This window comes from Lysinibacillus sp. PWR01 (assembly GCF_043359455.1).
Classification (GTDB): Bacteria; Bacillota; Bacilli; order Bacillales_A; family Planococcaceae; genus Lysinibacillus; species Lysinibacillus fusiformis_F.
Window position 1 is genome coordinate 22,840 of sequence record NZ_JBHERJ010000096.1, and the last position, 25,754, is coordinate 48,593.

Below are 25,754 nucleotides of genomic sequence, written 5' to 3' on the forward strand. Positions count from 1 at the left end.
CATTTTTGATATGAAATATATGACAAATGTAAATGTTCATGTACAAATTATTGGGGTATAGTAAATGTATGAACGAAAGGAGTGTTTCAAATGGTTGATTCATTTGACTATAAATCATGGAGGGAAGAGCTGTGGAATGCCATTACACATGGTATTGGTTTCATCGCTAGTATTCCAGCACTGGTTGTTCTACTGTTAGCAGCCGTACAAACAGGAAATGCCCTACATATTACAACCTTCAGCATTTTCGGTGCGTCTGTCATCATTCTGTTTTTAATGTCTACCTTGCTACACAGTATGCCAGAAAAATATAAACACTTTTTCGCTATTTTGGACCATTCGTCCATTTATATTTTAATTGCCGGCACCTATACGCCATTTTTATTAATTGCCGTTGGTGGTACTCTAGGATTGACGTTGCTATGTATTATTTGGTCACTGGCTGTGCTTGGTGTGCTGTTTAAATGTTTCTTTATTAATCGCTTTGAAGTACTTTCATTGATTTTTTATATCGGCATGGGCTGGTTAATTATATTTGCCATTAAGCCTGTTTATCTGTATTTAGGTTTACATGGCTTTGCTTTACTGCTAGCTGGTGGGCTGTTCTATACGATTGGGGCCATCTTTTATGCATGGCGCTCACTGCCCTTTAACCATGCGATCTGGCACCTCTTTGTGCTAGCTGGCTGTGCCTCTATGTATGCATGTGTTTATTTTTATCTATAATAAAAGCAATCGCTCATTGTGAAGGGAGCGATTGCTTTTTCGTTTATTTACGTTCAAAAATTTGATATTGGAATGTATAGCCTTCTGGTGCTGTTTCAGGCTCCTCTGAAGAGACTTGAACAAAATTCTGTTCATAGCTTGGGAAATAGGTATCTCCCTGAAAGGCGTGATTAATTTTCGTGATATACAAGCGATCAGCCATCTCCATCACTAAACGGAAAATCTGCTCGCCACCAATAATCATCACCTCAGGTACATCTCCAGCTAGCGCTAAAGCCTCTTCCAAGCTTGTCACGGTTTCAATGCCCTCTGCCTGATAGTTTTCATCACGCGTAATGACGATGTTGCGTCGCCCTGGAAGTGGTCGACCGATGGATTCAAATGTTTTACGTCCCATAATCATAGGCTTGCCCATTGTTTTTTGTTTAAAATACTGCAAATCCCCTGGTAAATGCCACGGCATCCCATTGTTATAACCGATGACGTGGTTGTCATCATGTGCCACAATTAAAGAAATCATACTGTCCCTCCAAATACGTTCATCCCTTTTATTATAAACATAATGCGCTGATTTCACCTCATTTATAAATAAATAAACTTTTTCTAAATCAAATCCTAGTAAAATTATATGAATAGTTTATAATAGAAATAACAAACCTCACGATAAAGGAATGATGAAGATGACTACTTTAAGAAAAGAAGCTGTTCACTATATAGAAGCTCAGCGTACTGGTACACCTTATTACAAAGTGACACCACAGGAAGCGAGAGCTATGCGAACGGTTACGCAATGGCAATCCGCCCATAAACCGAAGCTAGCATCCATTGAGGATCACAACATTACGGTGCGAGATGGCGCGCAAATTACAGTTCGGCTTTATACGCCCGTTGTCGGTAAAGCATTACCAGTTATTGTTTATTACCATGGTGGTGGCTGGGTCTATGGCAATTTAGAATCTGTCGATGCAGGCTGCCAGCTATTAGCAGATCAGGCACAGGCGATTGTGGTGTCAGTGGATTATCGTTTAGCACCCGAATACCCCTTCCCAATACCCTTACACGATGCCTACGATAGCTTAGTATGGGTGCATGACCATATTGAAGCCATAGGTGGAGATGTAAGTCGATTGTCGGTTGCTGGGGATAGTGCAGGTGGAAATTTAGCTACAGTCGTTGCGCACTTAGCTACTACACTGGATGGTCCAATGCTACAAGCGCAAGCACTGATCTATCCTGTGACAAATGTCGATTTTTCAACAGTATCTTATCTGGCATATGGTGAAAATTACGGCTTAGATGCACAAGCCATGCAATGGTTCTCTCAGCACTATACGGAGGAAGCAAACTTCACGAATCCATTTGTGTCCCCTCTTCAGCTAGAGAATGTCCGTAACATGCCAAAAACATTGATTATCGCGGCAGAGGCAGATGTTCTCTTTGATGAGGGTCTAAGCTATGCACAAAAGTTAAAGGCTGCTGGTGTGGCAGTCGAGCATATTACAATGCCAGGATTAATCCATAGCTATTTCAGTAAAATGAATTATTTTGAAGACGCAACAATTGAAACCGTGACAAAAATTGCGCAATTCCTGAAATAAGTTTGGCTATCCCGCTCAAACAGTGCGATAATAGAGCAAAACGTTTTTTAAAGGATGACACTATGACACAAATAATGGCACTACAAATACAACAGCCCTTTTCTGATCAATTAAAAAAAGGCTACCCTCTTATTTCAAAGGATGCGGTCGATGCACGACGTCTACCTGCTGAGCAAGGAACACTCCTAAAGCTCATGGATCACCATAACCGTTTTATTGGAACAGGTTACTACGGAATCCAAAATAAAGGGATTGGCTGGGTGCTAACGACCGATGCGAATGAAACCATCGATAAACCTTTTTTTATGAAAAAATTCAAAAAAGCCATCGACAATCGTACTGCATTCTTCAACAATGAAAACACAACAGCTTTTCGTGTATTTAACGGTGAAGGAGATGGCATCGGCGGTCTAACGATCGACTTTTTTAACGGCTACTACATGGTGAGCTGGTATAGTGAGGGTATTTACTCATTTCGAGAAGTGGTTTATGAGGCGCTTGCTGAGACAGTGAACTACCAAGCGATTTATGAGAAAAAACGCTTTGATAGCAAAGGGCAGTATATCGAGCAGGATGATTTTGTGATGGGCACGCCAGGCGAATTTCCCATCATGGTAAAGGAAAATGGTATGACCTATGCAGTGCATTTAAACGATGGTGCCATGACAGGGATTTTCCTTGATCAACGTGAGGTGCGATTGGCTATTCGTGAGCGTTATGCGAATAATACTGACATGCTGAATACGTTCTCCTATACAGGAGCATTTTCTGTGGCAGCTGCTCTAGGAGGTGCCATCAAGACAACGAGTGTAGATGTAGCCAAGCGCAGTCTAGCCAAAACAATTGAGCAATTTAGTGTCAATCATATTGATTATGAGGCACAGGATATAAAAGTCATGGATGTCTTTCATTATTTTAAATATGCGCAGCGTCATGCTTTACAGTTTGACCTTGTCATTTTAGACCCACCTAGCTTTGCACGTACGAAGCAAATGACCTTTTCAACAGCAAAGGACTACCCTAAATTACTGAAGGACACGATTGCCATTACCGCTAAAAACGGCATCATTGTGGCTTCCACAAATAATGCTAGCTTCGGTATGAAAAAGTTCAAAGGCTTTATTGACCAAGCATTTAAAGAAACTCGTACACGCTATAAAATCGTGGAGGAATACGGTTTGCCGAAGGATTTCCGAGTACAACGTGAATACCCTGAGTTTAATTATCTGAAGGTCGTGTTCATTCAAAAAATCGACTAACCCATCGAGAATCACACCTTGTTGTGATTCTTTTTTTATGTGATGAACACAACGATATCGCGAGAAAAAAGGAGGATAATTGTGAAAAAATTTTTATTCATATTAAGTTTGTTAGTATTAGTTGCATGTTCAAATGATGAAGCTAAATATGATGGAGCGCCTTTAAAAATGGCTGTAGTTGGTACTATTCCTGAATTAAATAACGAAAAAATTCATTTCGAAACCATTTCATTAGATGAATTTAGCGAGGATACATTACATATTTCCACAAATTTTGATGCTGTTATGGTAACACCCGTGATGTTTGAAGAAGCATCAGCTGATAAATTGGTTAAAGCTTATGAAAACGCTAAAATCCCTATTGTTTTTTTTGATTCACCAAAACGTCATTTTCCATTTACAAGAGAAGGAACTACATTTGAAACGGCTCATTGGGAATCATTAAATAACGGTTCTCATACAACCATTTATTTATATGATCATGATGCAAATCGAGAAGATGTTTGGTATTTCTATACGAAAGATGAAAAAGGGTTAGATATCCTTTACAAAGAGATTTTTCAAACGATTGAAACGTTATAAACAATCATACGGGGCTTTTCTATTAAAAATAGCCTAAGAAGATATGCTCTTCTTAGGCCACCCTATTATAGATATTTCACAAACCAATCACGAATATATTCAAGTCGATTAATTCGTAATGTGGGCTTGCCGCTCCTTGATAGTTCATGATTCGCCTCAGGGAAACGAACGAATTTTGTTTCTTTTTTCCGATACTTTAAGGCGATAAATAATTGTTCTGCCTGCTCAATTGGACAACGATAGTCTTTTTCACCATGTAAAATCAATAATGGTGTCTCCACATTGTCTACATACTTCAGCGGTGAATGATGCCATAGCTTCTCTATATCATCGAGTCCTGCTTGAATTTGCCAGTCTGTAAAGTAATAGCCGATATCACTGACACCCGCAAAGCTAATCCAGTTTGAAATGGAGCGCTGCGTCACAGCCGCTTTAAAGCGATTTGTATGGCCCACAATCCAGTTGGTCATAAAACCACCATAGCTTCCACCTGTTACACCAAGACGGTCTTGGTCAATAAAATCATAGTGCTCCAAAGCGTAGTCTACCGCTGCCATTAAGTCTGCATAATCATTGCCACCGTAATCGCCACGTACTGCATCCACAAATTTTTGGCCATAGCCATGACTACCACGCGGATTAGTATAAAGCACTGCAAAGCCTTGTGCAGCAAGAATTTGAAATTCATTAAAGTAGGTGTTGCCATACATCGCATGTGGACCACCATGGATTTCAAGAATAAGAGGATACTTCTTCCCTGCTTCATAGCCAACTGGCTTCATGATCCAGCCATTGACCTTCCAGCCTTCAGCGCCTTCCAATTCAATACTTTCGGGAACAGCTAATGTTTTGGTCTTTAAAAATTCTTCATTAATTGACGTCAACTGTTCTTTGTCACCTGTTTTTAGGTTTACATAAAACAAATCGCCTGGGTTTGTCGTTGTGCTAATCGCTACAATAGCCTGATCGTTTTGCGGATCAAGTGAAAAGCCATAGACATATTGATCATCATGAATCGCTGGGTAAATTTCGCCATCTATATTTCCGAAATAAATCGCCGCATTGCCATGATCTGTGACTTGGAAGTAGAAGCTATGATTATCATTCATCCATTGCACGCGTGGTGACGCTACCCCTTGTAGGAAATCACCGATGACAAAATCACCGACAGGCGCATCGAATTCACTTGTTACACAGTTTAGCAGTTTTTGCTCCATGTCATATATCCATAGCTTCGCTTGTGTGGCATTTTCAAATTCACGCTCTCCGCCTACAAAAGAAAGGAATCGGCTATTCGGAGACCAAGCCGTTTGGTAATATGCACCAGATCCTTCTGTTAGCTTGCGGCTCTGTTTAGTTTCTAAATCCAATAAATAGATATCCACATTAAATGAGAAATCCAAATCCTCCGCTTTATCGGCTAAGTACGTAAGGTATTTGCCATCTGGCGACCATGTACCGAGATGGAAGTACTCTTTTCCCTCCGTCACTTGCTCTAGCTCTCCTGATTCCACATTGACAAGGGCAATATGAACAAACTGCTCCATATCAATAAATCCACTAGCATCCGATTTGTGCTTCATTTTCTCGATTTCTAGTGGCTTGAGTTCTTTGTCCTTTTTCTTCTCATCCTCCGCTTTATCTTGGATGGTTTCATCTTTCCCTAGGACGACTGAAAAAGCAATTTTCTTGCCACATGGGGACCAGACAGGGGATGTTGCCCCATTTTTACAATGTGTCAGCTGTTTTGCCTCTCCACCTGCTTTCGATAGCACATAAATTTGCGATTTACCTGTTCTCGTTGACAAAAACGCAACTCGGCTGCCATCTGGTGACCAAACAGGGGAACTTGTTCTATCCTCACCAAATGTCCATTGCTGTGGCGTTTTGTCCTTCAAGTTTATGTAAAATAAATTCGAGATATAGTCGTTTTTCTTCTCGTCCATACGAGTCTCTACATAAACTACCTCAGTTCCATCGGGTGATAGCTGTGGATCTGCTACTGATTTTAAGTGATAAAGATCTTCTGGTTGAATCCCTTGTTTCGATGTCATGTTCTTGCTCCTTTGTATTGTAATTTTCTGTGCCTTACTACAATACTTCGACACCCTAAGTAATATTCCTGCTATTTAATAGAATTTTTTACTAGTTCCCAATATTCTGCGGACTTTGTTCTGCGATAAAATTTATAAAAGGGTTCATTCGGGCGAGCATGCTCTTTATAAAGGCCTATCATGTGCAATAAAAAATCTTCAATGTGCTCGACACCTACCCTTTTAGCGAACAATGTGCCAGCCTGTGCCTTTGCCCCCATCGGCACAGCACCTAAATAGACATCAAAGCTTTCCTGCTGATACACGAGCCCAATATCATCATAGACTGCATTGTAGCAGGCAGATGCACAGCCATTGATATTGACACGTACTCTTGCAGGTACCTTGATCCCCTCTAAAGCATGATAAAGATGTTCAGTTATCGGAGCAGCCTCCATTTTCTCACCATCACAAAAATCGCAAGCCTTCATGGCAATAATGGAACCAGAGGGCGCAACATAAAGACCCGCTTCCTGTAAGGCTTGCACAGCTTCTGTCGCATCGCTCGTTGGAATGGATACGAGAATACTATAGGAGGCGGAATACTTAATCGCACCCTTTTCGCCAGCAATTTCGGCTATTTTTTGAAATTGCGCTGGCGTATAATGCTTATTGATAATGCCAGGGCTAACTGCTAGACGGGTAAATTCACCCTCACGGTTTAGTGTTTCAAATGTTTGATCTGGTACGTTTTTTTGAAATGCGTTCATTGATATCGCTCCTTATGAAAAAGGAGCTAGCAAAGCGCTAGCTCGAATGGTTTAAAAGTTTTCAGGATAGAAGCCCTTCGCTAAAATTTCAATGGCCTCTGCAGCACGAACCCCTTCAGACGCTGCTGAAAGTGGCAGGATGACAAAGTGATCATTCTTGACAGCTTCCATCTCCTTTAATGCTGGATCATTTTTTAAGAATTGGATCTTTTGTTCGGCCGTTGTTTCACCATAATCAATCACGACAACAACCTCTGGATTGCGGTCTACTGCATCTTCCTTCGACACAGTTGTCCAGCCTGATTCCACATCACCAAAGATATTTTGACCGCCCGCGATTGTCACTAGCTCATTCATAAAGTTTTGACCAGCTGTAAATACATCCTTTTCACCGCTATCAAACACAAGAACACGTAATTTTTCGCTATCTTTTGGTAATTTAGCTTGTACTGCCTCTACATCTTTTGTCATTTGCTCAATTAAAGCTTCGCCACGATCCTCGATACGGAAAATCTTCGCGATATTGCGAATATCAGTGAAAATATCTTCTAATGTTGGTTTTGTCATGTTAGAAGCCGTATGTAAATACGTATGAATGCCTAATTCTTCAAGCTCCTCTGGTGTGCCAACGCCCTTTTCACCAAAACCACTTTTCCAGCCTGCATATAGGAAATCTGCCTCGGCATCAATCACTTGCTCCTTCGTTGGGTATTGGTCAGAAAGCACAGGGACTTTATCGTATGCCTCTTGTAGTGGCTCATAGATTTTATCATCTAAGTAAGCCGTCCCAACCATAGAATCCTCTAAGCCAAGCGCCAGCATGATTTCTGTCACATGCTGATTTAAGCTAATCGCTTTCGTAGGTGCTTCCTTATATGTTTGGGTTGTGTCATTATTTTCAATGGTTACTTCTGTTGCTGCCTCAGATGGCTCAACCTTTTCACCTTGTGCTGCTGATTCAGTTTTGTCCTTTGCATTACAAGCCCCTAAAATAGCGACTAAGGCAATGATCATCATCAGCCATATACTTTTCCATTTCTTCATGTCCTTTTCTCCTTTGTTGTTAAAATATAGAAAGAAATCAGAGACTTCTTTGCTACCAAGGTGGTTGGAAGGGCATAAAAAAACCCTCTTGTCGCCAAGAGAGTAGCATAGTGAAAAAACGGTATCATAACCTTCATCACTATCCCCATCCTCGTGGTTCTTAGTCAAAAAACACATACTGGCAGGTATCCTGGCTTAGGTTCATCATCTATACGCCTTCCCATAGCTTTACTACAGTGGCATGCTGTATAGACTCTCCATTTACAGTTGCGGGACAGCATCGGAATTGCACCGATTTCCCTTTTAAGCAAATGACAAATGCCATTTGCACCAATACGTTCTATTATGGTCAATACTATTGATAGACTAGCGTAGTATGACGCTAATTATGCAATCATCACTATATTAGCACTATTTCGACAAAAATACGAACTATTTTACAAGAATTATATATGCGAGTATTCTGTTACAATGAAAAGATAGCAATCTATAGAAACGAGGATTTCTTATGTACAAAACAATCGGTGTACTTGCGCATGTGGATGCAGGGAAAACGACCTTCTCTGAGCAAGTGCTTTTTCATACAAATAGTATTCAAGCCCGTGGTCGAGTCGATCATCAGGATACCTTTCTTGATAATCATGAGCTAGAGCGCAGGCGTGGGATTACGATCTTTGCCGAGCAAGGTCGCATGAGCATTGGCGATGATACATACACATTGATTGATACACCAGGGCATGTCGATTTCTCCCCTGAGATGGAGCGTGCCATTCGTGTGATGGATTATGCCATTATTATCATTAGCGCTGTCGAAGGGATACAAGGCCATACTGAAACGGTGTGGCAGCTTTTACGTAAATACCATGTCCCTACCTTCTTCTTTATCAATAAAACGGATCGTGAAGGAGCAAATGTAGGAGCTGTCATGAGCCAGCTTCGTAAAGATTGCTCTCAGCATGTGTTGTTCGTCGATGAACCGCTGCGAGCAGATTATGTGTCAAATAGCATCATGGAATGGCTGGCTGAACATGATGAAGAAATGCTTGATGCCTTTTTGAGTGAGTCATTGGAACACGGACAATGTCTTGCTCAGCTACAGGCTATGATTAAAAACGAGTGTGCTTTCCCCTGCTTTACAGGCTCTGCCTTAAAGGATGAGGGCATTCAGGAATTTCTTGACCAACTTCCCCTGTTAACTGTGACCCAATTTGACCAGAATGCCCCGTTTGAGGGAGAGGTTTTTAAAATTCGTCATGATGGGCATCAGCGTTTAACCTTTATGAAGGCTGTCAAGGGCTCCTTACATGTGCGGGATGAATTTTCATTTGGTGAAGTGACGGAAAAAGTGACAGAAATTCGCCTTTATAATGGCAATCGCTTTGAGACCGTTCAACAGGTTGAAGCAGGAGAGATTTTCGCTGTGAAAGGGCTGAGTCAGGCAAACATTGGAGATCGAATCGGTACAACGACGCTAACACAGCCCTATGAGCTTGTCCCAACGCTACAGGCAAAGGTTCAATATGCGGGCGATCAGCATATCAAGGAAGTGCTACAGATTTTCCGTTTACTTGAAGCAGAAGAGCCTTCTTTACGTGTCGTTTGGCAGGAAAAGTTTCAGGAAATCCATGTCCATATTATGGGCGTCATTCAATTGGAGGTCCTGACAGAGGTATTAATGAAACGTTTTTCATTAGCCGTCTCCTTTGGCGAGCCGCAAATTTTATATATGGAGACCATTGCGACGACGGTGACAGGCTATGGCCATTTCGAGCCACTCAAGCATTATGCGGAAGTTCATTTATTAATGGAGCCAAATCCACGTGGAACCGGCAATACCTTCAGCAATGCCTGTCATGCAGATCATTTATCCGTAGGCAATCAGCGCCTTGTTGAAAAACACCTGTTTGAGCGTGATCATCATGGCTTACTTACAGGCTTCCCTGTAACAAATGTTCATTTTACACTGCTAACAGGTCGCGGGCATAATGAACATACATCGGGCGGCGATTTCCGAGAAGCTAGTTTCCGTGCGCTGCGCCAGGGACTAGAGCAAGCCCAAAATGTTCTACTTGAACCCTATTATCGTTTTAAAATGAAGGCTTCAAACGACTTTATCGGCCGCATGATGACTGACATTCAGCAAGCAGCAGGCACATTCGATGACCCGATATTATCCGAAACAGATGTGGTGCTAACAGGTCGCGCGCCCGTTGCCACTTTAATGAGCTACAGCACAACCTTTGCTGCCTATACAAATGGGAAAGGTGCACTCACACTCCAATTCGATGGCTATGATATGTGTCATAATACAGAGGAAGTAATTGCACAGATTGGCTACGATAAAAATGCCGACCCTGAATATAGTTCCTCCAGTATTTTTTGTGCAAAAGGCAAAGGATATACGGTTCCGTGGCATGAAGCACAGGCAGCCATGCATTGTTTGTAGGGCTGCTCGCTCGGAGGCGTTTTGCCTGCTTTCGCGGGTATTCGTCGCTCAAGCGCGAGTATTTCACTTGCTTCCGCGGGTATTCGTCGCTCAAGCGCGGGTATTTCACTTGCTTCCGCGGGTATTCATTGCTCAAGCGCGAGTATTTCACTTGCTTCCGCGGGTATTTCTTGCTTGAACGTGAATATATTTCGATCCTGCATTTAAATGAAAGAGGCTGGGACAGAACTCGATTATTTTGAAAAATAACGAAAACAGATAATAACTTTTTCGCTTCAATGAGTAGAGTGTTCCTTCCTAAATCAAAAAAATGTTAGACCCAAATGCAATCGGTCTAACATTTTTTCTTTTTGTCCCAGCCTCTTTTATAGTGCACCGACGGCTTTCTTTGTTGGTTTGTCCATCAAATAAGCGGGTTCTACTATCACGTAGTCATGCTTGTTCGTAAAATCAATCAGTACCTTGCCTGGGCGACTTTTTAAAATTTGTAGATGATCAATTAAGTGCAGTAAGAGCTCGTGCCCATTGCCGCGTGGATGCCAGTTGAAGTGATAATCATTTAACGCTTGCACCGCTTCAATAAACTGGGCATATTCCTGCTGCACGAATGCGATGAGTTTGTCATGGTGAGGTGCCAAATCGTGTAAATATGTTTCATAAAAGCGCATGACAATCGAGCATAATAAGTCATTGACACGAGCGGCACTTAAAACAGGCTTTGGCTCCAATGTTAGACGATCAAGGTTAGGCTTTGCGCGTGTTGAATCAATGCGCGTAATTAAGTGATACGCTTCCCCATTGACTTCATAGACAATCGGATTGGTCGGCATATACATCATAAAATGATTGGTCTTTGTTTTCAGTTCATCTGTTAATGCTGCTTTTGCCAATAGATGACCATCCGCACCCCCATTTTGTATCCAAATAATTTCTTTATTATATAAGATTTGTTCAAAGAAGCGATCGTTGCGAATCAACTTCGTTGCTAATAATTGATCGATCAGCGATTCGACCACCATTCTTGTTTTCGCTTTCTTGGCAACTTCTGTGCGTGGTTGCTTACAAATGTTCATATCTTCATAAGGCGTTTCCAGCGTTGTCGTTACATGAATATTCGTCATACGTGCATCCCCTTTGCGTACATATTTTCAAAACAAAAAGGACTCCCTACGTTTTGAGGAAATCCTTCGCTTTATCTTCTTTCATCACACAATGCCAAACAAACCCTAAGTATGTGTGAACGAGTCCGATTGTGAACCCTTTCATTTACTATGGGCGTTTGACGTACTGTGACGAACAGAGCATTCTGTTTTGTCAACATGCCACCTCCTATTCCTCGTAGGTTACTGGTGTGTACTCGTAACAGGCAGGTCTCCTGACTCATGGTCATCGCTTCCTTTCTCCTTCCCGTCCAAAGACAGTGGTTGCTGAAAAGTCGCTCACATTTACAGTTGCGGGACAGTGTCGGATTTGCACCGACTTCCCTTTTAAGCAAATTGCACGCAATTTACACCTATTACTACACGCTATTCAGTTGGTAAGGAAACGAGAATACCTCGTTTTCCTATTAAAGTATTAAAATTAATTGTAAAGGAGTGCCATTTAGAAGTCAATTCTTGCTCGTTTAAAACACAATTTCATTCACCCAAATGGTCCTACACCTTTTGGAAACCAACAATCCTACTTTGTGGAATAGATGAATTATGTTCAATAACAAATACCTTGGAAAAATGGTCGTAATAGGTTTTATCATGAGCTTTTGGAGATAAAATAATTAACTTTCGATTTAACTCTTTTGCATATAAATGAAATACTTTGTCCTTGCGTTCATCATCTAGTGCGCTATCAAACTCATCAAGTACGATATAGCTTGGGGCAATCGAGAGGTTTTGCAATAAAGCTAAGGCAAAGAGGAGCGAGCTTAACGATTCCTCCCCTCCTGAAACACCTTTACCTACTTTGCCATTTCGTGCTTTTAAGCTAACATCCTCCATAGTACCCTGATGACCAATTTTACGAGCTTTCACATAAAGCAAGTATTTAATGTGCCCTGCCTTCTCTTCTATTCTTTCTTTTTCAATATGTCCCTCAAAATGAAAGATATCCATATACTTTTGGAACAACATATTAATCTTTGTTAAATACATATTAATGGTCGTTTCTAGTTTATCTTCTAAATCTGCTGCAAAGCCCGCATTTTGCTCAAGAAGTATTTCAGCACTTGCTAATTCTGCATTTTTACGCTCAAAATCTTCTTTCATTTTTTCAAAATTTACTTCAGCATGAATATTGACCTTTTCTAGGCGTGCCGCTTCGAAAGCAGCAGCTTTTTCTGCATTACCATGAATTAATCTTGCCTCAGACCATTTAATGGAGATGGATTCATCAACAACACATGCTTCGACAGGTAAAATATGCTCTAATTCCTGTAGTTTTATTACTAGACTTGCTTGGCTAGCCTCTAATTGTTCGATTTTTTCTTGCGCTCTCACCATACGTAGCCGACAGTTTGTTAGATTACTATTTATTAATTCAAGCTCTGATTCATGATTTTGTTTTAGTAATTTTAGTTGACGTTTATCATTGGACAGCTCCTCCAATTGCTCTGTCCATTGCTGATGTTTTCTTTTGGAATCATAAATGGTTTTGCGTAATTCTTTTAACGTTTGTTCCATTTGCTGTAACTGGATTTGTTGCTCTGCCACTGCCCCTAGCTCCTCATAAATGCGGCACTCCTTCTCTAGCAATTGCAGCTCTTGAAAATGTTCTGCCTGATGTTTTCTAGCTGTTTCCCGCTGTGTTTCCATTTCCGCTTGCTCATCATAAATTGCTAACAATTGCTCTGTTAAAGCTTTCTGTTGACTTTCATAGGCATGCAGTTCGCTTTCCTTCAATAGCATACTTTCAGCCTGTTGAATTTTGCGCAAGTCTCCATGCAATTGGTTAATTTGCTTGATATTATGATCATACTGAGCATTTAACTGTACTTGACGCTCTTGCAAGTTGTTTAAGTTACTCGCCTGGTCTTGTAAGGTTTGTTGAATAGCTGCATCACTTAGAATAAATTGCAGTTGTTCCTGTGCGCCTCTAGCACCACGTTCATCTATAAGCGTACCTGCCTCAATTCGAGGCGTTGAAGTGAAAAATTGCTCGATCCACCACAATGCTTTATTGGCATAGTTTTGTAGTTGCTCAGATAGTCCGCTACGCATTTGTAATCCTAAATGAGGGATATTGTCAATCATACGATTCGGTATGAGCTGCTTTAATGAAACATAATACAAATCATTCAGTGGCTTATAGCTCGCTGCATTATAAAAAATAGCGTATTTAATCGCTTCAATACTTGACTCTAACTTTAAAGGCGCACTTGGTGTCAACGAAATTAAATCACGTAATGTATATGCCTCTATACCTTGTCTATGTAAGTCTTCTAGTCCTTGTTGTTGACGAGCAGATCTTACTTTATTTTGTTGTAGCTGCTGGATGATTTTCTGCTTCTCTTGGATGGCGGAAGATAATAACTGTTTTTCCTTTAAAAATTGATGTTGCTGGAGATTTGCAGCATCTAGTTGGCTTAAAATAAAACGGCTACTTTGATATAAATGGACGATTTTACGTGCTTCCACTAGATCTTTTTTCAGGTTTTCGAAATGTATCGTCACTCGTGCGCTTTCACTATTCAAAAGTCGTTCGTTATCTCTTAATTGTTGTTCTTTTGTTTTTAGTTGCTTATCTTGCTCTTCAACTTGTTTTAGTAGAAAGGCTGTTGCTTTTTGTTTTTCCCAGGTTGTTTGTTCATCGAAACGTAGTCGCTTTGCTTTATCGGAAATTGATTCTAGCTGTGCAGAAAGCTCACTATATCGCCCTAGTAGTGTTTTTTCCTGCTGTACTTCCTCATTTAATAATGTCTTTGACTCAATAATTTGTGCTTCAACCTGTTCGCACTCATTCACTACTTGAATTAAATGTTGACCTGTACGCTCCTTTTCGTGCAACAGTAATTTTTGCTTTGTCCCTATTTGTGCTTCCTCTTCCTGCAATTGCTGAAGAATAGCTTGTGTATCAGAGCATTCATTTGAATATTTTTGCAGTAGAACATTTGTATATGTATAATACAGACGACCGTTTTCCAGAATACGTTTTTTATTATTTAAAAAGGCGTTGAGATCATTTTCTGCAATGGTTAGATTATGTTCAGCTGTTTTTACAATGGACGATAAATGGATGATTTCTTGTTTAGCTTCTCTAATTCCTTCTAATGCCGCTTCCCATTCTTTTTGCATATCAGCAATATGAAACATATTACTAAATTGACGAAATCTTTCCTCCGGGTTCATGGCGGCAAATTGGTTCACTTCTTGCTGATACCAAATTAAATGATACAAATCTGGATCAATTTTATATTTAATTTGTAAATCTTCTTTGTAAGCTCCGAAATTCCGTCCTGCTATATTGCCAGAAGTATAAGATGTTATGTTCGTTAACGTATCTTCTGAATCTCCTGTTGTTATACGATACTCTTTTTGCAAGGCACCATTTTTCACAGCTTGTTGTACAATTAATTCAAATGCAATAAATGGCGGCGCATCAATGCGGGTCATGCCTTCATTTTTAAACACTAACGATAATTTCGCATACCATGCTTCATTTGCTTGTAAATTACTCGAGCGTAGCCCTTCAATATCTACTTTTGCAGAATATAATATAGCCCCTATGCAAAACGTTAATGTTGACTTTCCGACACCATTTGGACCTGTTATTAATACGTGTTCATCGGCTTCACCTAGCACCACCCTTGTTGGTGGATAGTCACGTACACCCTGTATTTTCAACACGTAAGGAATCATTCTTTGTCCTCCTCCACATGTAAGTTATAACGGTTAAAAAATTTCATCACTTCTTCTTTATTCAACTTTGTTTCTTGCGCAAATTCGACTGTACGACGTAAAAAAGATTCGGAGAATAAATGAACACCTATTGTTGTTAATTGATATGCCTCTTCTGAAGATGCTTCATAATCTTCAACAGCTCCCACCTTTTTTAATTGGTCGATATTACTTTTCATTCTTCTATTAGCATTTAAAGACTCATGGCCAAAATCAACTAAAATTTGATGTACTAATGTAAATTCATGGCCTAATACTTCTTGCTGGTAAAACATATAGAGTAAAATCGCCAATGCTTCACTACTCAATGTAGATTTTGCATTTTTCGCTGTGATTCGCATCATGACAACAACACGATCACGCCTCTCATCATAAATAATTTTGAAATAGCGATTTAAAGCTCCATTTACGCGATCTATAAAGGATTGCAAAGCATTGTCGTCATTTTTTATACCTAATAATTTTTCTAACTCCTTCCGACGCAATCCATAATTCGCTCCCTTAATAGAGGCAGATGATGAAAACAGTAATTGCATAAAAGCCAATTCTTCCTCTGTCGTTAAATAGCCTTTTAGATGATCAATCATCGCTAAAGAGCTTATATATGGTATATCGTTTGTCGTCATCATTAATCCACTCCCATTCTTTTTCAAAGTTTGCCGTCTCCGCTTTAGGTGACCTGTCTATTTTTTTACTGCTCGTTAAAGCAGAAACAGCGAGCATTGATAAAACGGCATCATGCCATTTGTTCGAGCTAGCTTGCACGATTAATTCCTCTATTTCACTCTCTCCATGGTCATCTAAGTAACTTTCTATTTTCGTTGTGTCGATTTGGGCCTTTGTCATTTGCCAAGCAGCTTGATCAAACATTTCTTCAATGGAATCTCCCACCATTTCTACTTCTCTATATTCTGGCTCCTCTCGGTCAATGATATCGCCCTCACGTTTTGGCTCATAGGTGGCTAAATAATGGATAGCATCATTAATATCTTGATGTCCTATAGGTGCAGCAAACTTTACCGGCATCCACATGCCATCAAATGTTTCTTCTTCATATTGATTTTGTTCCATAAAGCTAAAGATATCATGTGCTGTCGGGATATTACTATGCAAGGGTGGGTTATACATCGCCAAGATGAAATTTCGTACTTTTTCAGGGGAAATAGCCTCTTCCATCGGTGTTAATTGCATCGTAACGAAACGCACATATTTAGTTAATACGCTTAAACTTAATGTTGTGCCCTTTGTAATGGCTGCCGTTCCACGGTGCATCAAGTCACTCATTACAAGACTTTCCTCTATCGTTTGGAATTGTGCTAAACGCTCCGTCATTTTTTCCTCTAGCCCCAACATTAACTGATTGATTTTTTCTAGTTGTGGCAAGGCATTGCGATCAGCCAAAAATTCAAGCTGTCTATTTTCTAATTGCTCAACGGCTTGCTCTACATTATAAATCATCGACGCAATTTTATTTCCACCTGAAATGCCTTTATCATCATAGGCTGCACTAATTTCTGCATCACGTCTTGCCTGAAATAGTGAACGGCCAATATCATCTTGTAAATAATAAGCAAGTGCATCATTTCCCATACGAATTAAGCCATCCATCATACGCTTGCCTCTGTCCATTAATTTAATTTGCCGCGTCTGCTTTACAACCCAATTATTGCGTTCTAAAATATGGAGCACACGTTGAATATACTGAAGCGTCGGTGGCTCAGAGTCATTCCCATATGTATGGCGGTAGCGATAATAAAGCGTATCTTCATGATCAATCGGGTCTCCAATACCTAAAGATGCCGTATTTAGTAATTGAATAATATTTAAAAAGCGGATAATTTCCATTGGTGAATCATACATTTTTTCCGTGCTTAAGTCTTTTAAGACAGCTGACAGAGAAGCTAAATCTCGCATTGATTTCATAAATTCAGCTGAAAAATAATCACTGTGAAAAATCGAAATGGGTGCATTTACATCCACATTTTCCATTCGGCCACTCCTCCCAATTGTTGCTCTTGCTCATGACGATTTTCATGCTGAAGCCACTGCTCGTAAGTTTCAATATCCGTAAAAATTTGCGAATCTCGTCCAATAATTTTAAAGGGACAAGGAAGAAGCTGAATAGCTTTTTTGGCAATCGTTAGTCCTGCCTCATCATAATCCGTCCAAATCAGTACTTGTTGTATGGAACTTTTAAGCAACTGTTTGATAAATTGCTTATGAGCGGATCGAATTTGCCCATCCAAACAAAGCACAAATGAATGGCTTTCTCGTAGAAATTCACTTTCCGTTGCCATACGTGTTAAAATAGCCCTATTTTCCACAAGCCATAGTGTCGTGTTGGAAGTTGTAAATGTCGTTTGTAACACTGTATTATCTGTTGTTGCATGAACTGCACCAAGATGATAGGAGGCTAGCTCTGACTGTGCATGTCCAGTAAAATAGATTGGCACGATTTTTCCTGAGCTTACAAGGCCATAAGACGGGGCATCAATACCTAATTGTGCGAGATGGGCTAAAAATTCCTCTCGCTCCTGATCAAACATTTTCGAACCACCAATTCGATCTTCATATGTCGCACCTATTTCTTTAAAGTCAAATAAGTCTTTTTGCTGAGCAAGCTGGTACATAGCAATACAAAACTGCATAAACTTTAATTGCTTTACACGACTCCAATAACGTGGCATTGCTTCCGCTGACAGTGCATGTAGAAACAGTGGCGACATTTGTAGGTCATCCGCTTGCTTTCGTAACTGTTCTAGTTGTAGCTCATATTGCTGTTGTTCTTTACTTTTACGATATTTAAGCGCAAACAGATAGGCGGGACCCATCCGATAGACATCATCTTTGATACTTATACCATCTACATGATAACGAATCTCTCGTATTATCCACCCTTCCTGGAGCCAGTCCTGAATCGTTTCAAATGGTTCATTTAGTAGGCGATTTACTTTTGGTGAAAATTTATATTTCACAAGCTCCTGTGGAATAGTTGTCTTCCAAATGGGCTGCTTTGCTACTTTGATTTGGGCAACCTTTTTGTAAATACGTGCGGACCTTCTTACAATCGTTACTGTTTGAATAGGCCCTTGGTATTCAACCTTCTCAATTTTTTCACCTGCCCTCAAAACAACTTCGTTTAAAAATTCAATTGAGGTCTTTTCTTCATATTCCACTATAGATTCCCCTTTATCTCTTCAAGAGACTATTTATTGCTTTATTATACTATGTTGGACAGGGTATTACTTATCGAATTAACGAAGGGCTAGTCCTCTACAACAAAAAAAGCCTCACATAAATGTGGGCTTCCATAACCTATTGAATCCTCACGTCCCCAAAACATACTGCGCTAAGACGCTTTGCACTTTATAAATATTTGTCGCCTTATTGAAGTTTTTTTGAATCGGTAACGGACTGCCAGACACCCATATTTTGAGCTCTGCATCTAAATCAAATGTACCGGCTGTTTCTACTGAAAAATGAACGATATTTTTATAGGGAATGGAATGATATTCCGTTTTCTTGCCAGTCACCCCTTGCTTATCGATGAGGATTAATCGTTTATTGGTAAAAATAAACGTGTCTCTAATAATTTTATAGGCATTCTTGATTGTCTCGTTTGGAATTAATAAATCATGGACCTCCTCCTGTAGTTTTTCTAAATTCACCTCACTTGCATTGCCGATTAATCCATCAAATAAGCCCATTATCTGTCCCCCTTTCGCTGTCGTTTATTTAATGTATTACAAAAAAGTAAGAGCTACGACAGAAAATGATGGTATTATTTAGCATATAGAGGGGGTGAGAGGTTGCGAACAATGGTGATTGCTTTATTGTCTCTAATAGCCGTTGTTTTACTAGGATGTAATGAAAATAGTGTACCCGATGGTGATTTAGCTAAGGTCAGCATTTCTATTGGTGCTAAATTTTACAAGGTGAACACTGATTTTTTTAAAGAATATACGGATGAAAAATCACTTACACTATTCCAACAAGCCATAACAACAGCGGTCAAAAACGAGGGTATTGTCGATATGGCTACACCTGAATATGATGTACAAATAGTGGATACGGCAGGAAACAAATATGGCTATCACCTTTGGTTAGGTGATAAAGATCAAAACAGTAGTTTGATGCATGTCAAGGATACCCATTCAATTTACACAATCTCAGAGGATTTCACTGAGGAATTAATTGCGCTGGTTCGACAATAAAAAACACTTTCCAAGTATTCTAGGAAAGTGTTTTTACGATCAATTAGTGCCATTGTGTGGCTTTTCGTAGTATTGATGAAGATGCAGGGCTAAACAATCTTGAAAATATCTATTTCTTGTTTAGACACGGAATTGATTTGTTAACTTTTGTAAGTTATCGGCTTGAACACTTAAATCCTGTGTGACATGATTAACAGCTTGCATAGAGGCTGTTTGCTCGTCCATTGAATGTAACACAGCTTCTGTATAATTCGATAGCTTGCCCATGCCAGCTGCGATGGTTGTCACAGTGGATGCCACTTCATTGGCGCTGCTTGAAAGCTGCTCAGCTGTCGTCGAAATATCCTCAAGCTGACTCGTCATCTGACTAACATGCTGTGAGATCGTGCCAAATGATTTTGTTGCCTCGTCAATGACATAGACTCCCTGTTGGACATTTTTCAAATCATCTTCCACTGATGAAGCGACCTGTTTTGTATCACTTTCTATTCCCACAACTAAATCCACAATTTGTGTAGCGGAGTGCTTTGATTGCTCTGCTAATTGACGCACTTCCTCAGCTACAACGGCGAAGCCTTTACCATGCTCTCCAGCGCGTGCTGCTTCTATCGCCGCATTTAATGCTAATAGATTGGTTTGATCCGTAATAGCTGTAATCATGTCTGTCATCGATTTAATATCTGACATTTTAAGGGATAATTGCTGCATCAGCCCGCTCGTTTTTTCTGTTGATGAGGAAATGAATTGCATTTGTTCTTTTGCCACATGTAAAATATTCGCACCATTTCCCGCTATTTCGCTGGCATCTTTCGCATGCACGAACACATCTTGTGTGGCTACTGTAATTCGCTCAATTCCATCAACGGTTTCTTGCATAGACTGGGCACTATCATTCGCAGATTGTGCTGCTTGCTTCAAGCCGTCTGACGTCTTCTCCATTTGTTGATCGACTTCTTCCACAGCTAGCGTAATTTCATTCGTACTTGCCGATAATTCTTCAATGCTTGCTGATAAATCCGTAGAGCTGTGTGCAATTTTTTGTGTCATTGTTCGTAATTGTTCCTGCATCTCTAAAAAGGATTGCGCTAGTTGAGAAATTTCACTATTGTCACGAACCTCAATGACAACTGTATCTAATTGGCCTGCCGTAATCCCTTGTGCTGCCTCTGTTAATTGTTTGATAGGCTGTATCACTTTGTAGTGGACATACACCGTGTAAGATAGTGTAATAGCGATTCCTACAATCGTTAACACGGTAGAAAACCAATCTAATGTCGTTACATTGGCTAAATCGATGAATAAAATAATAATCATTAAAACATTTAAAACGGAAAAGCCAAGTAAACTCTTTTTTCGTAAACTCATAACAAATTCCCCCAACTAAAATATGTCTTCCATACCATTATTATAGTTGAATAATCCTAAAACGCATAAGGATACGCTCTATTTTTATATGAGGAAAGGTCTACAAAAAAAGACTGTAGACAGCCTTTTAAGGCATGTCTACAGTCCATCATTTTCGCTTTATTTTAGTTTCATGATACTAGAGCCCGCAATACCTGGGTGTGTCATTTCATAAGGGTCTAAAATTAAGTCTAATTGTTCTTTTGTTAGGACGCCTTCTTCAATACAAAGCTCACGAATGGAACGACCAGTTAGAATGGCTTCACGTGCAAGACGTGCTGCTACTTCATAGCCAATATGTGGGTTTACAGCAGTTAGTACCCCTACACTTTTCTCTACATATTCTTTCATGCGCTCTTCATTTGCTTCGATATCTTTTAAGCAGTTTTCTGTAAACGCACGGAAAACATTATTCATAATGCTAATGGATTGAATTAGGTTGAACACTAATACAGGCTCCATTACGTTTAACTCTAATTGGCCAGCTTCAGATGCTAGAGAGATTGTATGGTCATTCCCGATTACTTGGAAGGCTACTTGGTTCAGTACCTCTGGCATAACTGGGTTGACTTTACCTGGCATAATTGAAGATCCTGGTTGACGAGCTGGTAACAGGATTTCTCCTAAGCCTGCGCGTGGACCAGAAGCCATTAAACGTAAGTCGTTAGCAATTTTAGACATATTAATCATACAGATTTTTAAAGCACCTGATACTTCTGTATAAGCATCTGTATTTTGTGTCGCGTCTACTAAATGTGTCGCACCTTTTAATGGTAAACCAGAAATTTCAGCAAGATGCTCATCAACGGATTTAATGTAGTCTGGGAAGGCATTTAAGCCTGTTCCGACAGCCGTTGCACCCATGTTCACATCATATAAATTTGGACGTGTTTGACGAATGCGTACGATATCACGGTTAATCACGCGGCAATAAGCTTCAAACTCTTGTCCTAAGCGAATTGGCACGGCATCCTGTAAATGCGTACGACCCATTTTAATGACATGTGCAAATTGCTCTGCTTTTTGATGGAAAACCGATTGCATATAATCCATCGTTACTAATAATTCATCTATTAAATTTAACACAGCGATATGAATAGCTGTTGGGAACGCATCATTTGTTGATTGTGACATATTAACATGACTGTTTGGACTTACTGTGTGATAGTCACCTTTTTCTTTCCCCAAAATTTCTAGGGCACGGTTGGCGATGACCTCATTAGCATTCATATTGATGGATGTACCTGCTCCACCTTGGATTGGGTCTACAAGGAATTCTGCATCCCATTTGCCATCAATTACTTCTTGTGCTGCTTCGACAATTGCCTCACCAATTTCTTTTGATAATAGGTGTACTTCCATATTACTTAAAGCCGCTGCCTTCTTCACAATCCCCATCGCCTTAATAAGTGAAGAGTGAATTGTGTAGCCTGTAATTGGGAAGTTTTCCGTTGCACGTAATGTTTGAATTCCGTAATAAGCCTCTGCTGGTAATACGCGCTCACCTAAAAAATCTTTTTCTATACGTTGTGTTGACATGATTGTCGTCTCCTTTTATGTAATACTCACACTTGATAGTAGCTAATAAAAGTCGTATTGTAAACAGTCATTTTTCTGTAAACGAAAAAAATCCTTCAAAAAAGCAAAAAAATCACAGAAAACCGAGCGCTTTTTATCTTGATTCAGCAAATGTTTTGTGCAATGAAAGCCAATGTAAGGTACTTATGACTTGCTCATAATATTTGCTCAAAATTCCACTGAAATAGAAGAACACCGTCAAAAGCGCCACGTCCTGTGGCATTGACGGTGTGACCAACTTCGTGTTGCCCCAAAGCCTCCGGCGGATGTCACAGATTTTGCAGAGGAGCTTTTCGAGCAAACTCGAAAAAATCTGGACGCATACGCCGAGGCGAAATGGATAGAAGCGCTCGGTTGTATTTATTATTTATTCGACGTTACTGTGAAACGGCTATTGACATGCTGTGGGTTTTCTAATTCATCTACGACAGCCACTGCATAATCGGCATAGCTGACATAGCTTTCCCCTGCATCATTTACTAATAAATGGTCGACACCTGCTGTATAGTGACCTGTACGTGGTCCTTCTGGATCGAAAAATGCAGATGGACTGATAAATGTCCAAGTAATGGATGATTGTTGTAAATCCTGTAGGTTATGTCCTTGATTTTGCGCTGTCGCTAAGTATATTGCTGGGAAATCTGGTGTATCCATCACACGCACTTTTTTCTCTGGGTCCACAAATAGACTGCCCGCTCCCCCTACAACCACTAATTTTGTAGCAATACCTTGGAAAATCGAGATCAAATGACGCCCAGCTTTTACATGTAACTCTTCTTGTCCAGCTGGTGCACCAAATGCATTGACAACCACATCGAAGCCTTTTACATCTTCTTGTGTCACATCAAACACATCTTTTTCAATTACTGGAATCGCGGCTGTCACTTTTGCTGCTGAACGAACGATGGCTGTTACGTCATGCCCCCGTTGTAGTGCTTCCTCTACTATTTTTTGTCCTGCTTTCCCTGTTGCACCAATTACGGCAATTTTCATGATTTATTCCTCCTAAGATTTAGTTGTAACCATTTTAGTTACAGGTTAGATACAAGAAGACCATCTCCGTCTAAGTACGAAGCTGATCTAGCACATCCTGTAGCGTCTGTGCTTGTAATTGCTCTTCCATTGCCTGCCACACAGATGTATAGACACCCTCCAATGTATGCTGGATTTTTTGACCTACTGCACACGCTGGATTCGGCTCATCATGAATCGCAAAAAGCTGCTCTGGTCCATCAATTGCCTGATAAATAGCCAGCAGTGTTAAATCCTTTGGCTCCACTAACAGTTCATAGCCAGCCATGCCAGAATGAGAAGAAAGTAAGCCTGCTTTTTTTAACACACCAATCATTCGTCTTACAACGACTGGATTGGTATTAACACTTCCAGCAATAAAGTCAGACGTTAGCAGACTTTTATCAGATATTGTGGCAATGAGCGAAAGAATATGGATCGCTACCGAAAATCGACTGTTCACCATATGTATCACCACCTGTTGTAACCATTATAGTTACAGGTACAGAAAAAAGTCAAGCACTGTGACCTGTATGTATTGTTGCCCGTTTTTCTGTTGCTAATGTATGGCTTATATTTTTTTCACATAAATCACTAATTCCTGACGTATTTGGCCATTGTCCTCATAAAAATCTAAATTGTGAAACTCATATTTAAAGTGACCTCCGGGAAATGTCACGCTTTCTCCCTGTGCTGCTGCCAAAATGCCTGCTACATCTTGTGACACCATATGTAACAGCTCTTCCCCAGAAAAAGAATCGATAAAAATAACGTTCATAAAAAAACACCTCCACAGCCATTATAGCTTAGGAGGCGCTTACATTTATAGTGTTTCTTTATAACCTTTCAAACGAATCTCTTCGATGATTTGCATCATTTCCTGAATTTGCTGCTGTGACAATTCGATCGAGTTACAGGAAAATGCATGCTGCACAGAACCCATGCTTTGTTCTGGATCACCTGGCTGTCGATCATATTCATCTACTAGAAGTACCATTGCATTTTTCACAACTATCACCCCTACAATATAATGGACTAATACCATTATACCAAATAATGCTAATTATACCATAATAACTATAATCAATTTCTCTTCATCCAGTCATCCAACTACCTACCTATTTCATAAAACAAATCGTTAGACCTAATTATTTGTTTGAAAAAACAGCAACCATAAAGGCTGCTGTTAGTATTATACGGCAATCGGTGCTTTAATCGCAGGATGTGGATCATATCCTTCAATGGATAAATCCTCAAGCTCTATATCGAAGATCGATGTTTTATTTGGATTGATGTGCAATGTTGGTAGGTTCCTTGGCTCACGTGATAGCTGTTCTTTCACTTGCTCCACATGGTTCGCATAAATATGCGCATCCCCAATGCTATGAATAAATTCGCCAACCTCTAGTCCGCATTCATGTGCGATCAAATGTGTTAATAAGGCGTAAGACGCAATATTGAATGGACAGCCTAATAATGTATCTAAGCTTCGTTGCATTAACTGACAGCTTAATTGACCATTTGCTACATAAAACTGGAACATGACATGACATGGCGGTAATGCGGCTTTACTGCCCTTTGCCCCCGCATTGATCACATCCTCAGGATTCCACGCATTGACAATAATACGTCGTGAGTCAGGTTGATGCTTAATTTGATCAATGACATCCTGTAGCTGGTCAAGGCTTTCGCCATCAGAAGTTGTCCAATGGCGCCATTGTTTGCCATAGACATTTCCAAGATCTCCATATTGCTGTGCAAAGGCATCGTCTGTTAAGACACGTTCACAAAATGAAGCAAGCTCTTTTTGATACAAAGCATTAAATGACTCGTCTACTAAACAGCGGCGGCCAAAATCTGTCATATCTGGCCCTGTATAGTCGTCCGATTCCACCCATTTTTTGAATGCCCATTCATCCCAGATGTGGTTATTATGCTGCAATAGGTAACGGATATTGGTATCCCCTTTAATGAACCATAATAATTCACTTGCTACAAGCTTAAAAGGCACACGTTTTGTCGTTAGAAGAGGAAAACCTTTGCTTAAATCAAAACGCATTTGATAACCAAAGACACTGTATGTACCTGTCCCCGTTCGATCCTCTTTCTTCGTGCCATTTTCTAATATATGTTGTAGTAAATTTAAGTACGCTAATTCTGGATGCGTCATTTTTCTTCAACAGCTCCTTCAAGTTTGCTG

Annotated in this window: 23 protein-coding genes and 2 riboswitches; of the genes, 6 read left to right on the forward strand and 17 right to left on the reverse strand. The window is 40.1% G+C overall.

The genetic code is table 11. From position 1 onward, the window contains the following. The first annotated feature begins 90 nt into the window (after positions 1 to 90). Complete coding sequence (gene trhA, locus ACEVFT_RS22200) at positions 91 to 726, forward strand: PAQR family membrane homeostasis protein TrhA (RefSeq protein ID WP_016993322.1); 636 nt, start codon at positions 91 to 93, stop codon at positions 724 to 726. 43 nt (positions 727 to 769) lie between these two features. Here trhA and ACEVFT_RS22205 read toward each other — a convergent pair whose 3' ends face one another. Further along, positions 770 to 1,246, reverse strand: a complete 477-nt coding sequence (locus ACEVFT_RS22205; RefSeq protein WP_393951323.1) for a dihydrofolate reductase — start codon at positions 1,244 to 1,246, stop codon at positions 770 to 772. 160 nt (positions 1,247 to 1,406) lie between these two features. Between ACEVFT_RS22205 and ACEVFT_RS22210 the strand changes: the two genes are divergently transcribed. The 3 genes from ACEVFT_RS22210 (at position 1,407) to ACEVFT_RS22220 (ending at position 4,165) form a co-directional block, all read left to right on the forward strand. Next, entirely contained in the window at positions 1,407 to 2,324 is a 918-nt protein-coding gene (locus ACEVFT_RS22210; RefSeq protein WP_393951324.1) for an alpha/beta hydrolase, read from the forward strand. Between the two features lie 62 nt (positions 2,325 to 2,386). Further along, a complete protein-coding gene (locus ACEVFT_RS22215) occupies positions 2,387 to 3,583 on the forward strand; it encodes a class I SAM-dependent rRNA methyltransferase (protein ID WP_393951325.1) in 1,197 nt (398 codons plus the stop codon). 81 nt (positions 3,584 to 3,664) lie between these two features. Beyond that, positions 3,665 to 4,165, forward strand: coding sequence for an amino acid oxidase (locus tag ACEVFT_RS22220; protein ID WP_393951326.1), 501 nt, complete (start codon positions 3,665 to 3,667; stop codon positions 4,163 to 4,165). 65 nt (positions 4,166 to 4,230) lie between these two features. Here ACEVFT_RS22220 and ACEVFT_RS22225 read toward each other — a convergent pair whose 3' ends face one another. The 3 genes from ACEVFT_RS22225 to ACEVFT_RS22235 form a co-directional block, all read right to left on the reverse strand. Next, a complete protein-coding gene (locus ACEVFT_RS22225) occupies positions 4,231 to 6,219 on the reverse strand; it encodes a S9 family peptidase (RefSeq protein WP_393951327.1) in 1,989 nt (662 codons plus the stop codon). Between the two features lie 71 nt (positions 6,220 to 6,290). Beyond that, on the reverse strand, positions 6,291 to 6,968 hold the full coding sequence (locus ACEVFT_RS22230) for a precorrin-3B methylase (protein ID WP_393951328.1): 678 nt from the start codon (positions 6,966 to 6,968) through the stop codon (positions 6,291 to 6,293). Positions 6,969 to 7,019: 51 nt separating this feature from the next. Further along, the gene (locus ACEVFT_RS22235) at positions 7,020 to 8,012 is read right to left on the reverse strand and encodes an ABC transporter substrate-binding protein (RefSeq protein ID WP_393951329.1); all 993 of its coding nucleotides are present in this window, start codon (positions 8,010 to 8,012) and stop codon (positions 7,020 to 7,022) included. Positions 8,013 to 8,175: 163 nt separating this feature from the next. Next, a riboswitch (cobalamin riboswitch) is annotated at positions 8,176 to 8,362 on the reverse strand. Between the two features lie 158 nt (positions 8,363 to 8,520). Here ACEVFT_RS22235 and ACEVFT_RS22240 point away from each other — a divergent pair. Further along, positions 8,521 to 10,458 carry a GTP-binding protein gene (locus ACEVFT_RS22240; protein ID WP_393951330.1) on the forward strand — a complete coding sequence of 646 codons (1,938 nt, stop codon included), beginning with the start codon at positions 8,521 to 8,523 and terminating at the stop codon, positions 10,456 to 10,458. Between the two features lie 365 nt (positions 10,459 to 10,823). Here ACEVFT_RS22240 and ACEVFT_RS22245 read toward each other — a convergent pair whose 3' ends face one another. The 6 genes from ACEVFT_RS22245 to ACEVFT_RS22270 all read right to left on the reverse strand — a co-directional run bounded on the left by ACEVFT_RS22245 (position 10,824) and on the right by ACEVFT_RS22270 (position 19,054). Beyond that, complete coding sequence (locus tag ACEVFT_RS22245; RefSeq protein WP_393951331.1) at positions 10,824 to 11,579, reverse strand: hypothetical protein; 756 nt, start codon at positions 11,577 to 11,579, stop codon at positions 10,824 to 10,826. A 227-nt stretch (positions 11,580 to 11,806) separates the two neighbouring features. After that, positions 11,807 to 11,990: riboswitch (cobalamin riboswitch) on the reverse strand. Between the two features lie 123 nt (positions 11,991 to 12,113). Beyond that, positions 12,114 to 15,308: an SMC family protein gene (locus ACEVFT_RS22250; RefSeq protein WP_393951332.1), complete on the reverse strand. Its 3,195-nt coding sequence runs from the start codon at positions 15,306 to 15,308 to the stop codon at positions 12,114 to 12,116. Next, positions 15,305 to 15,973: a hypothetical protein gene (locus tag ACEVFT_RS22255; protein ID WP_205447477.1), complete on the reverse strand. Its 669-nt coding sequence runs from the start codon at positions 15,971 to 15,973 to the stop codon at positions 15,305 to 15,307. The genes ACEVFT_RS22250 and ACEVFT_RS22255 overlap by 4 nt, the downstream gene beginning before the upstream one ends. After that, positions 15,927 to 17,336, reverse strand: a complete 1,410-nt coding sequence (locus ACEVFT_RS22260) for a hypothetical protein (RefSeq protein ID WP_342443559.1) — start codon at positions 17,334 to 17,336, stop codon at positions 15,927 to 15,929. Before ACEVFT_RS22260 ends, ACEVFT_RS22255 begins: the two co-directional genes overlap by 47 nt. Then, positions 17,318 to 18,523 carry a DUF2399 domain-containing protein gene (locus ACEVFT_RS22265; protein WP_393951333.1) on the reverse strand — a complete coding sequence of 402 codons (1,206 nt, stop codon included), beginning with the start codon at positions 18,521 to 18,523 and terminating at the stop codon, positions 17,318 to 17,320. Before ACEVFT_RS22265 ends, ACEVFT_RS22260 begins: the two co-directional genes overlap by 19 nt. A 150-nt stretch (positions 18,524 to 18,673) precedes the next feature. Then, a complete protein-coding gene (locus tag ACEVFT_RS22270; RefSeq protein ID WP_205443306.1) occupies positions 18,674 to 19,054 on the reverse strand; it encodes a PH domain-containing protein in 381 nt (126 codons plus the stop codon). A gap of 111 nt (positions 19,055 to 19,165) precedes the next feature. Between ACEVFT_RS22270 and ACEVFT_RS22275 the strand changes: the two genes are divergently transcribed. Then, positions 19,166 to 19,561, forward strand: coding sequence for a YhfM domain-containing protein (locus tag ACEVFT_RS22275; RefSeq protein ID WP_393951469.1), 396 nt, complete (start codon positions 19,166 to 19,168; stop codon positions 19,559 to 19,561). A 120-nt stretch (positions 19,562 to 19,681) separates the two neighbouring features. Here ACEVFT_RS22275 and ACEVFT_RS22280 read toward each other — a convergent pair whose 3' ends face one another. The 7 genes from ACEVFT_RS22280 to ACEVFT_RS22310 all read right to left on the reverse strand — a co-directional run bounded on the left by ACEVFT_RS22280 (position 19,682) and on the right by ACEVFT_RS22310 (position 25,724). Then, positions 19,682 to 20,926 (reverse strand): methyl-accepting chemotaxis protein, encoded by a 1,245-nt coding sequence (locus ACEVFT_RS22280; protein ID WP_205443303.1) that lies wholly within the window; start codon positions 20,924 to 20,926, stop codon positions 19,682 to 19,684. A gap of 159 nt (positions 20,927 to 21,085) precedes the next feature. Then, positions 21,086 to 22,504: an aspartate ammonia-lyase gene (gene aspA / locus ACEVFT_RS22285; protein WP_205443302.1), complete on the reverse strand. Its 1,419-nt coding sequence runs from the start codon at positions 22,502 to 22,504 to the stop codon at positions 21,086 to 21,088. Between the two features lie 402 nt (positions 22,505 to 22,906). Then, a complete protein-coding gene (locus ACEVFT_RS22290; RefSeq protein WP_342443556.1) occupies positions 22,907 to 23,536 on the reverse strand; it encodes an NAD(P)-dependent oxidoreductase in 630 nt (209 codons plus the stop codon). 70 nt (positions 23,537 to 23,606) lie between these two features. Continuing rightward, positions 23,607 to 24,020: an Rrf2 family transcriptional regulator gene (locus ACEVFT_RS22295; protein ID WP_205443299.1), complete on the reverse strand. Its 414-nt coding sequence runs from the start codon at positions 24,018 to 24,020 to the stop codon at positions 23,607 to 23,609. Positions 24,021 to 24,125: 105 nt separating this feature from the next. Next, a complete protein-coding gene (locus tag ACEVFT_RS22300; protein WP_205443298.1) occupies positions 24,126 to 24,332 on the reverse strand; it encodes a thymidylate synthase in 207 nt (68 codons plus the stop codon). A 45-nt stretch (positions 24,333 to 24,377) separates the two neighbouring features. After that, the gene (locus ACEVFT_RS22305) at positions 24,378 to 24,563 is read right to left on the reverse strand and encodes a hypothetical protein (protein ID WP_205443297.1); all 186 of its coding nucleotides are present in this window, start codon (positions 24,561 to 24,563) and stop codon (positions 24,378 to 24,380) included. A 183-nt stretch (positions 24,564 to 24,746) separates the two neighbouring features. Continuing rightward, a complete protein-coding gene (locus tag ACEVFT_RS22310) occupies positions 24,747 to 25,724 on the reverse strand; it encodes a thymidylate synthase (protein WP_342443554.1) in 978 nt (325 codons plus the stop codon). Positions 25,725 to 25,754: the final 30 nt, after the last annotated feature.

What these genes read in the sequence shown, in the direction of transcription:
- ACEVFT_RS22290 (WP_342443556.1), bottom strand. Translation starts at nt 23,536, where the DNA reads ATGAAAATTGCCGTAATTGGTGCAACAGGGAAAGCAGGACAAAAAATA.
- ACEVFT_RS22245 (WP_393951331.1), bottom strand. Translation starts at nt 11,579, where the DNA reads ATGACGAATATTCATGTAACGACAACGCTGGAAACGCCTTATGAAGAT.
- ACEVFT_RS22235 (WP_393951329.1), bottom strand. Translation starts at nt 8,012, where the DNA reads ATGAAGAAATGGAAAAGTATATGGCTGATGATGATCATTGCCTTAGTC.
- ACEVFT_RS22275 (WP_393951469.1), top strand. Translation starts at nt 19,166, where the DNA reads ATGGTGATTGCTTTATTGTCTCTAATAGCCGTTGTTTTACTAGGATGT.
- ACEVFT_RS22225 (WP_393951327.1), bottom strand. Translation starts at nt 6,219, where the DNA reads ATGACATCGAAACAAGGGATTCAACCAGAAGATCTTTATCACTTAAAA.
- trhA (WP_016993322.1), top strand. Translation starts at nt 91, where the DNA reads ATGGTTGATTCATTTGACTATAAATCATGGAGGGAAGAGCTGTGGAAT.
- ACEVFT_RS22240 (WP_393951330.1), top strand. Translation starts at nt 8,521, where the DNA reads ATGTACAAAACAATCGGTGTACTTGCGCATGTGGATGCAGGGAAAACG.
- ACEVFT_RS22215 (WP_393951325.1), top strand. Translation starts at nt 2,387, where the DNA reads ATGACACAAATAATGGCACTACAAATACAACAGCCCTTTTCTGATCAA.
- ACEVFT_RS22280 (WP_205443303.1), bottom strand. Translation starts at nt 20,926, where the DNA reads ATGAGTTTACGAAAAAAGAGTTTACTTGGCTTTTCCGTTTTAAATGTT.
- aspA (WP_205443302.1), bottom strand. Translation starts at nt 22,504, where the DNA reads ATGTCAACACAACGTATAGAAAAAGATTTTTTAGGTGAGCGCGTATTA.
- ACEVFT_RS22230 (WP_393951328.1), bottom strand. Translation starts at nt 6,968, where the DNA reads ATGAACGCATTTCAAAAAAACGTACCAGATCAAACATTTGAAACACTA.
- ACEVFT_RS22205 (WP_393951323.1), bottom strand. Translation starts at nt 1,246, where the DNA reads ATGATTTCTTTAATTGTGGCACATGATGACAACCACGTCATCGGTTAT.
- ACEVFT_RS22260 (WP_342443559.1), bottom strand. Translation starts at nt 17,336, where the DNA reads ATGGAAAATGTGGATGTAAATGCACCCATTTCGATTTTTCACAGTGAT.
- ACEVFT_RS22310 (WP_342443554.1), bottom strand. Translation starts at nt 25,724, where the DNA reads ATGACGCATCCAGAATTAGCGTACTTAAATTTACTACAACATATATTA.
- ACEVFT_RS22270 (WP_205443306.1), bottom strand. Translation starts at nt 19,054, where the DNA reads ATGGGCTTATTTGATGGATTAATCGGCAATGCAAGTGAGGTGAATTTA.
- ACEVFT_RS22255 (WP_205447477.1), bottom strand. Translation starts at nt 15,973, where the DNA reads ATGACGACAAACGATATACCATATATAAGCTCTTTAGCGATGATTGAT.
- ACEVFT_RS22295 (WP_205443299.1), bottom strand. Translation starts at nt 24,020, where the DNA reads ATGGTGAACAGTCGATTTTCGGTAGCGATCCATATTCTTTCGCTCATT.
- ACEVFT_RS22300 (WP_205443298.1), bottom strand. Translation starts at nt 24,332, where the DNA reads ATGAACGTTATTTTTATCGATTCTTTTTCTGGGGAAGAGCTGTTACAT.
- ACEVFT_RS22210 (WP_393951324.1), top strand. Translation starts at nt 1,407, where the DNA reads ATGACTACTTTAAGAAAAGAAGCTGTTCACTATATAGAAGCTCAGCGT.
- ACEVFT_RS22250 (WP_393951332.1), bottom strand. Translation starts at nt 15,308, where the DNA reads ATGATTCCTTACGTGTTGAAAATACAGGGTGTACGTGACTATCCACCA.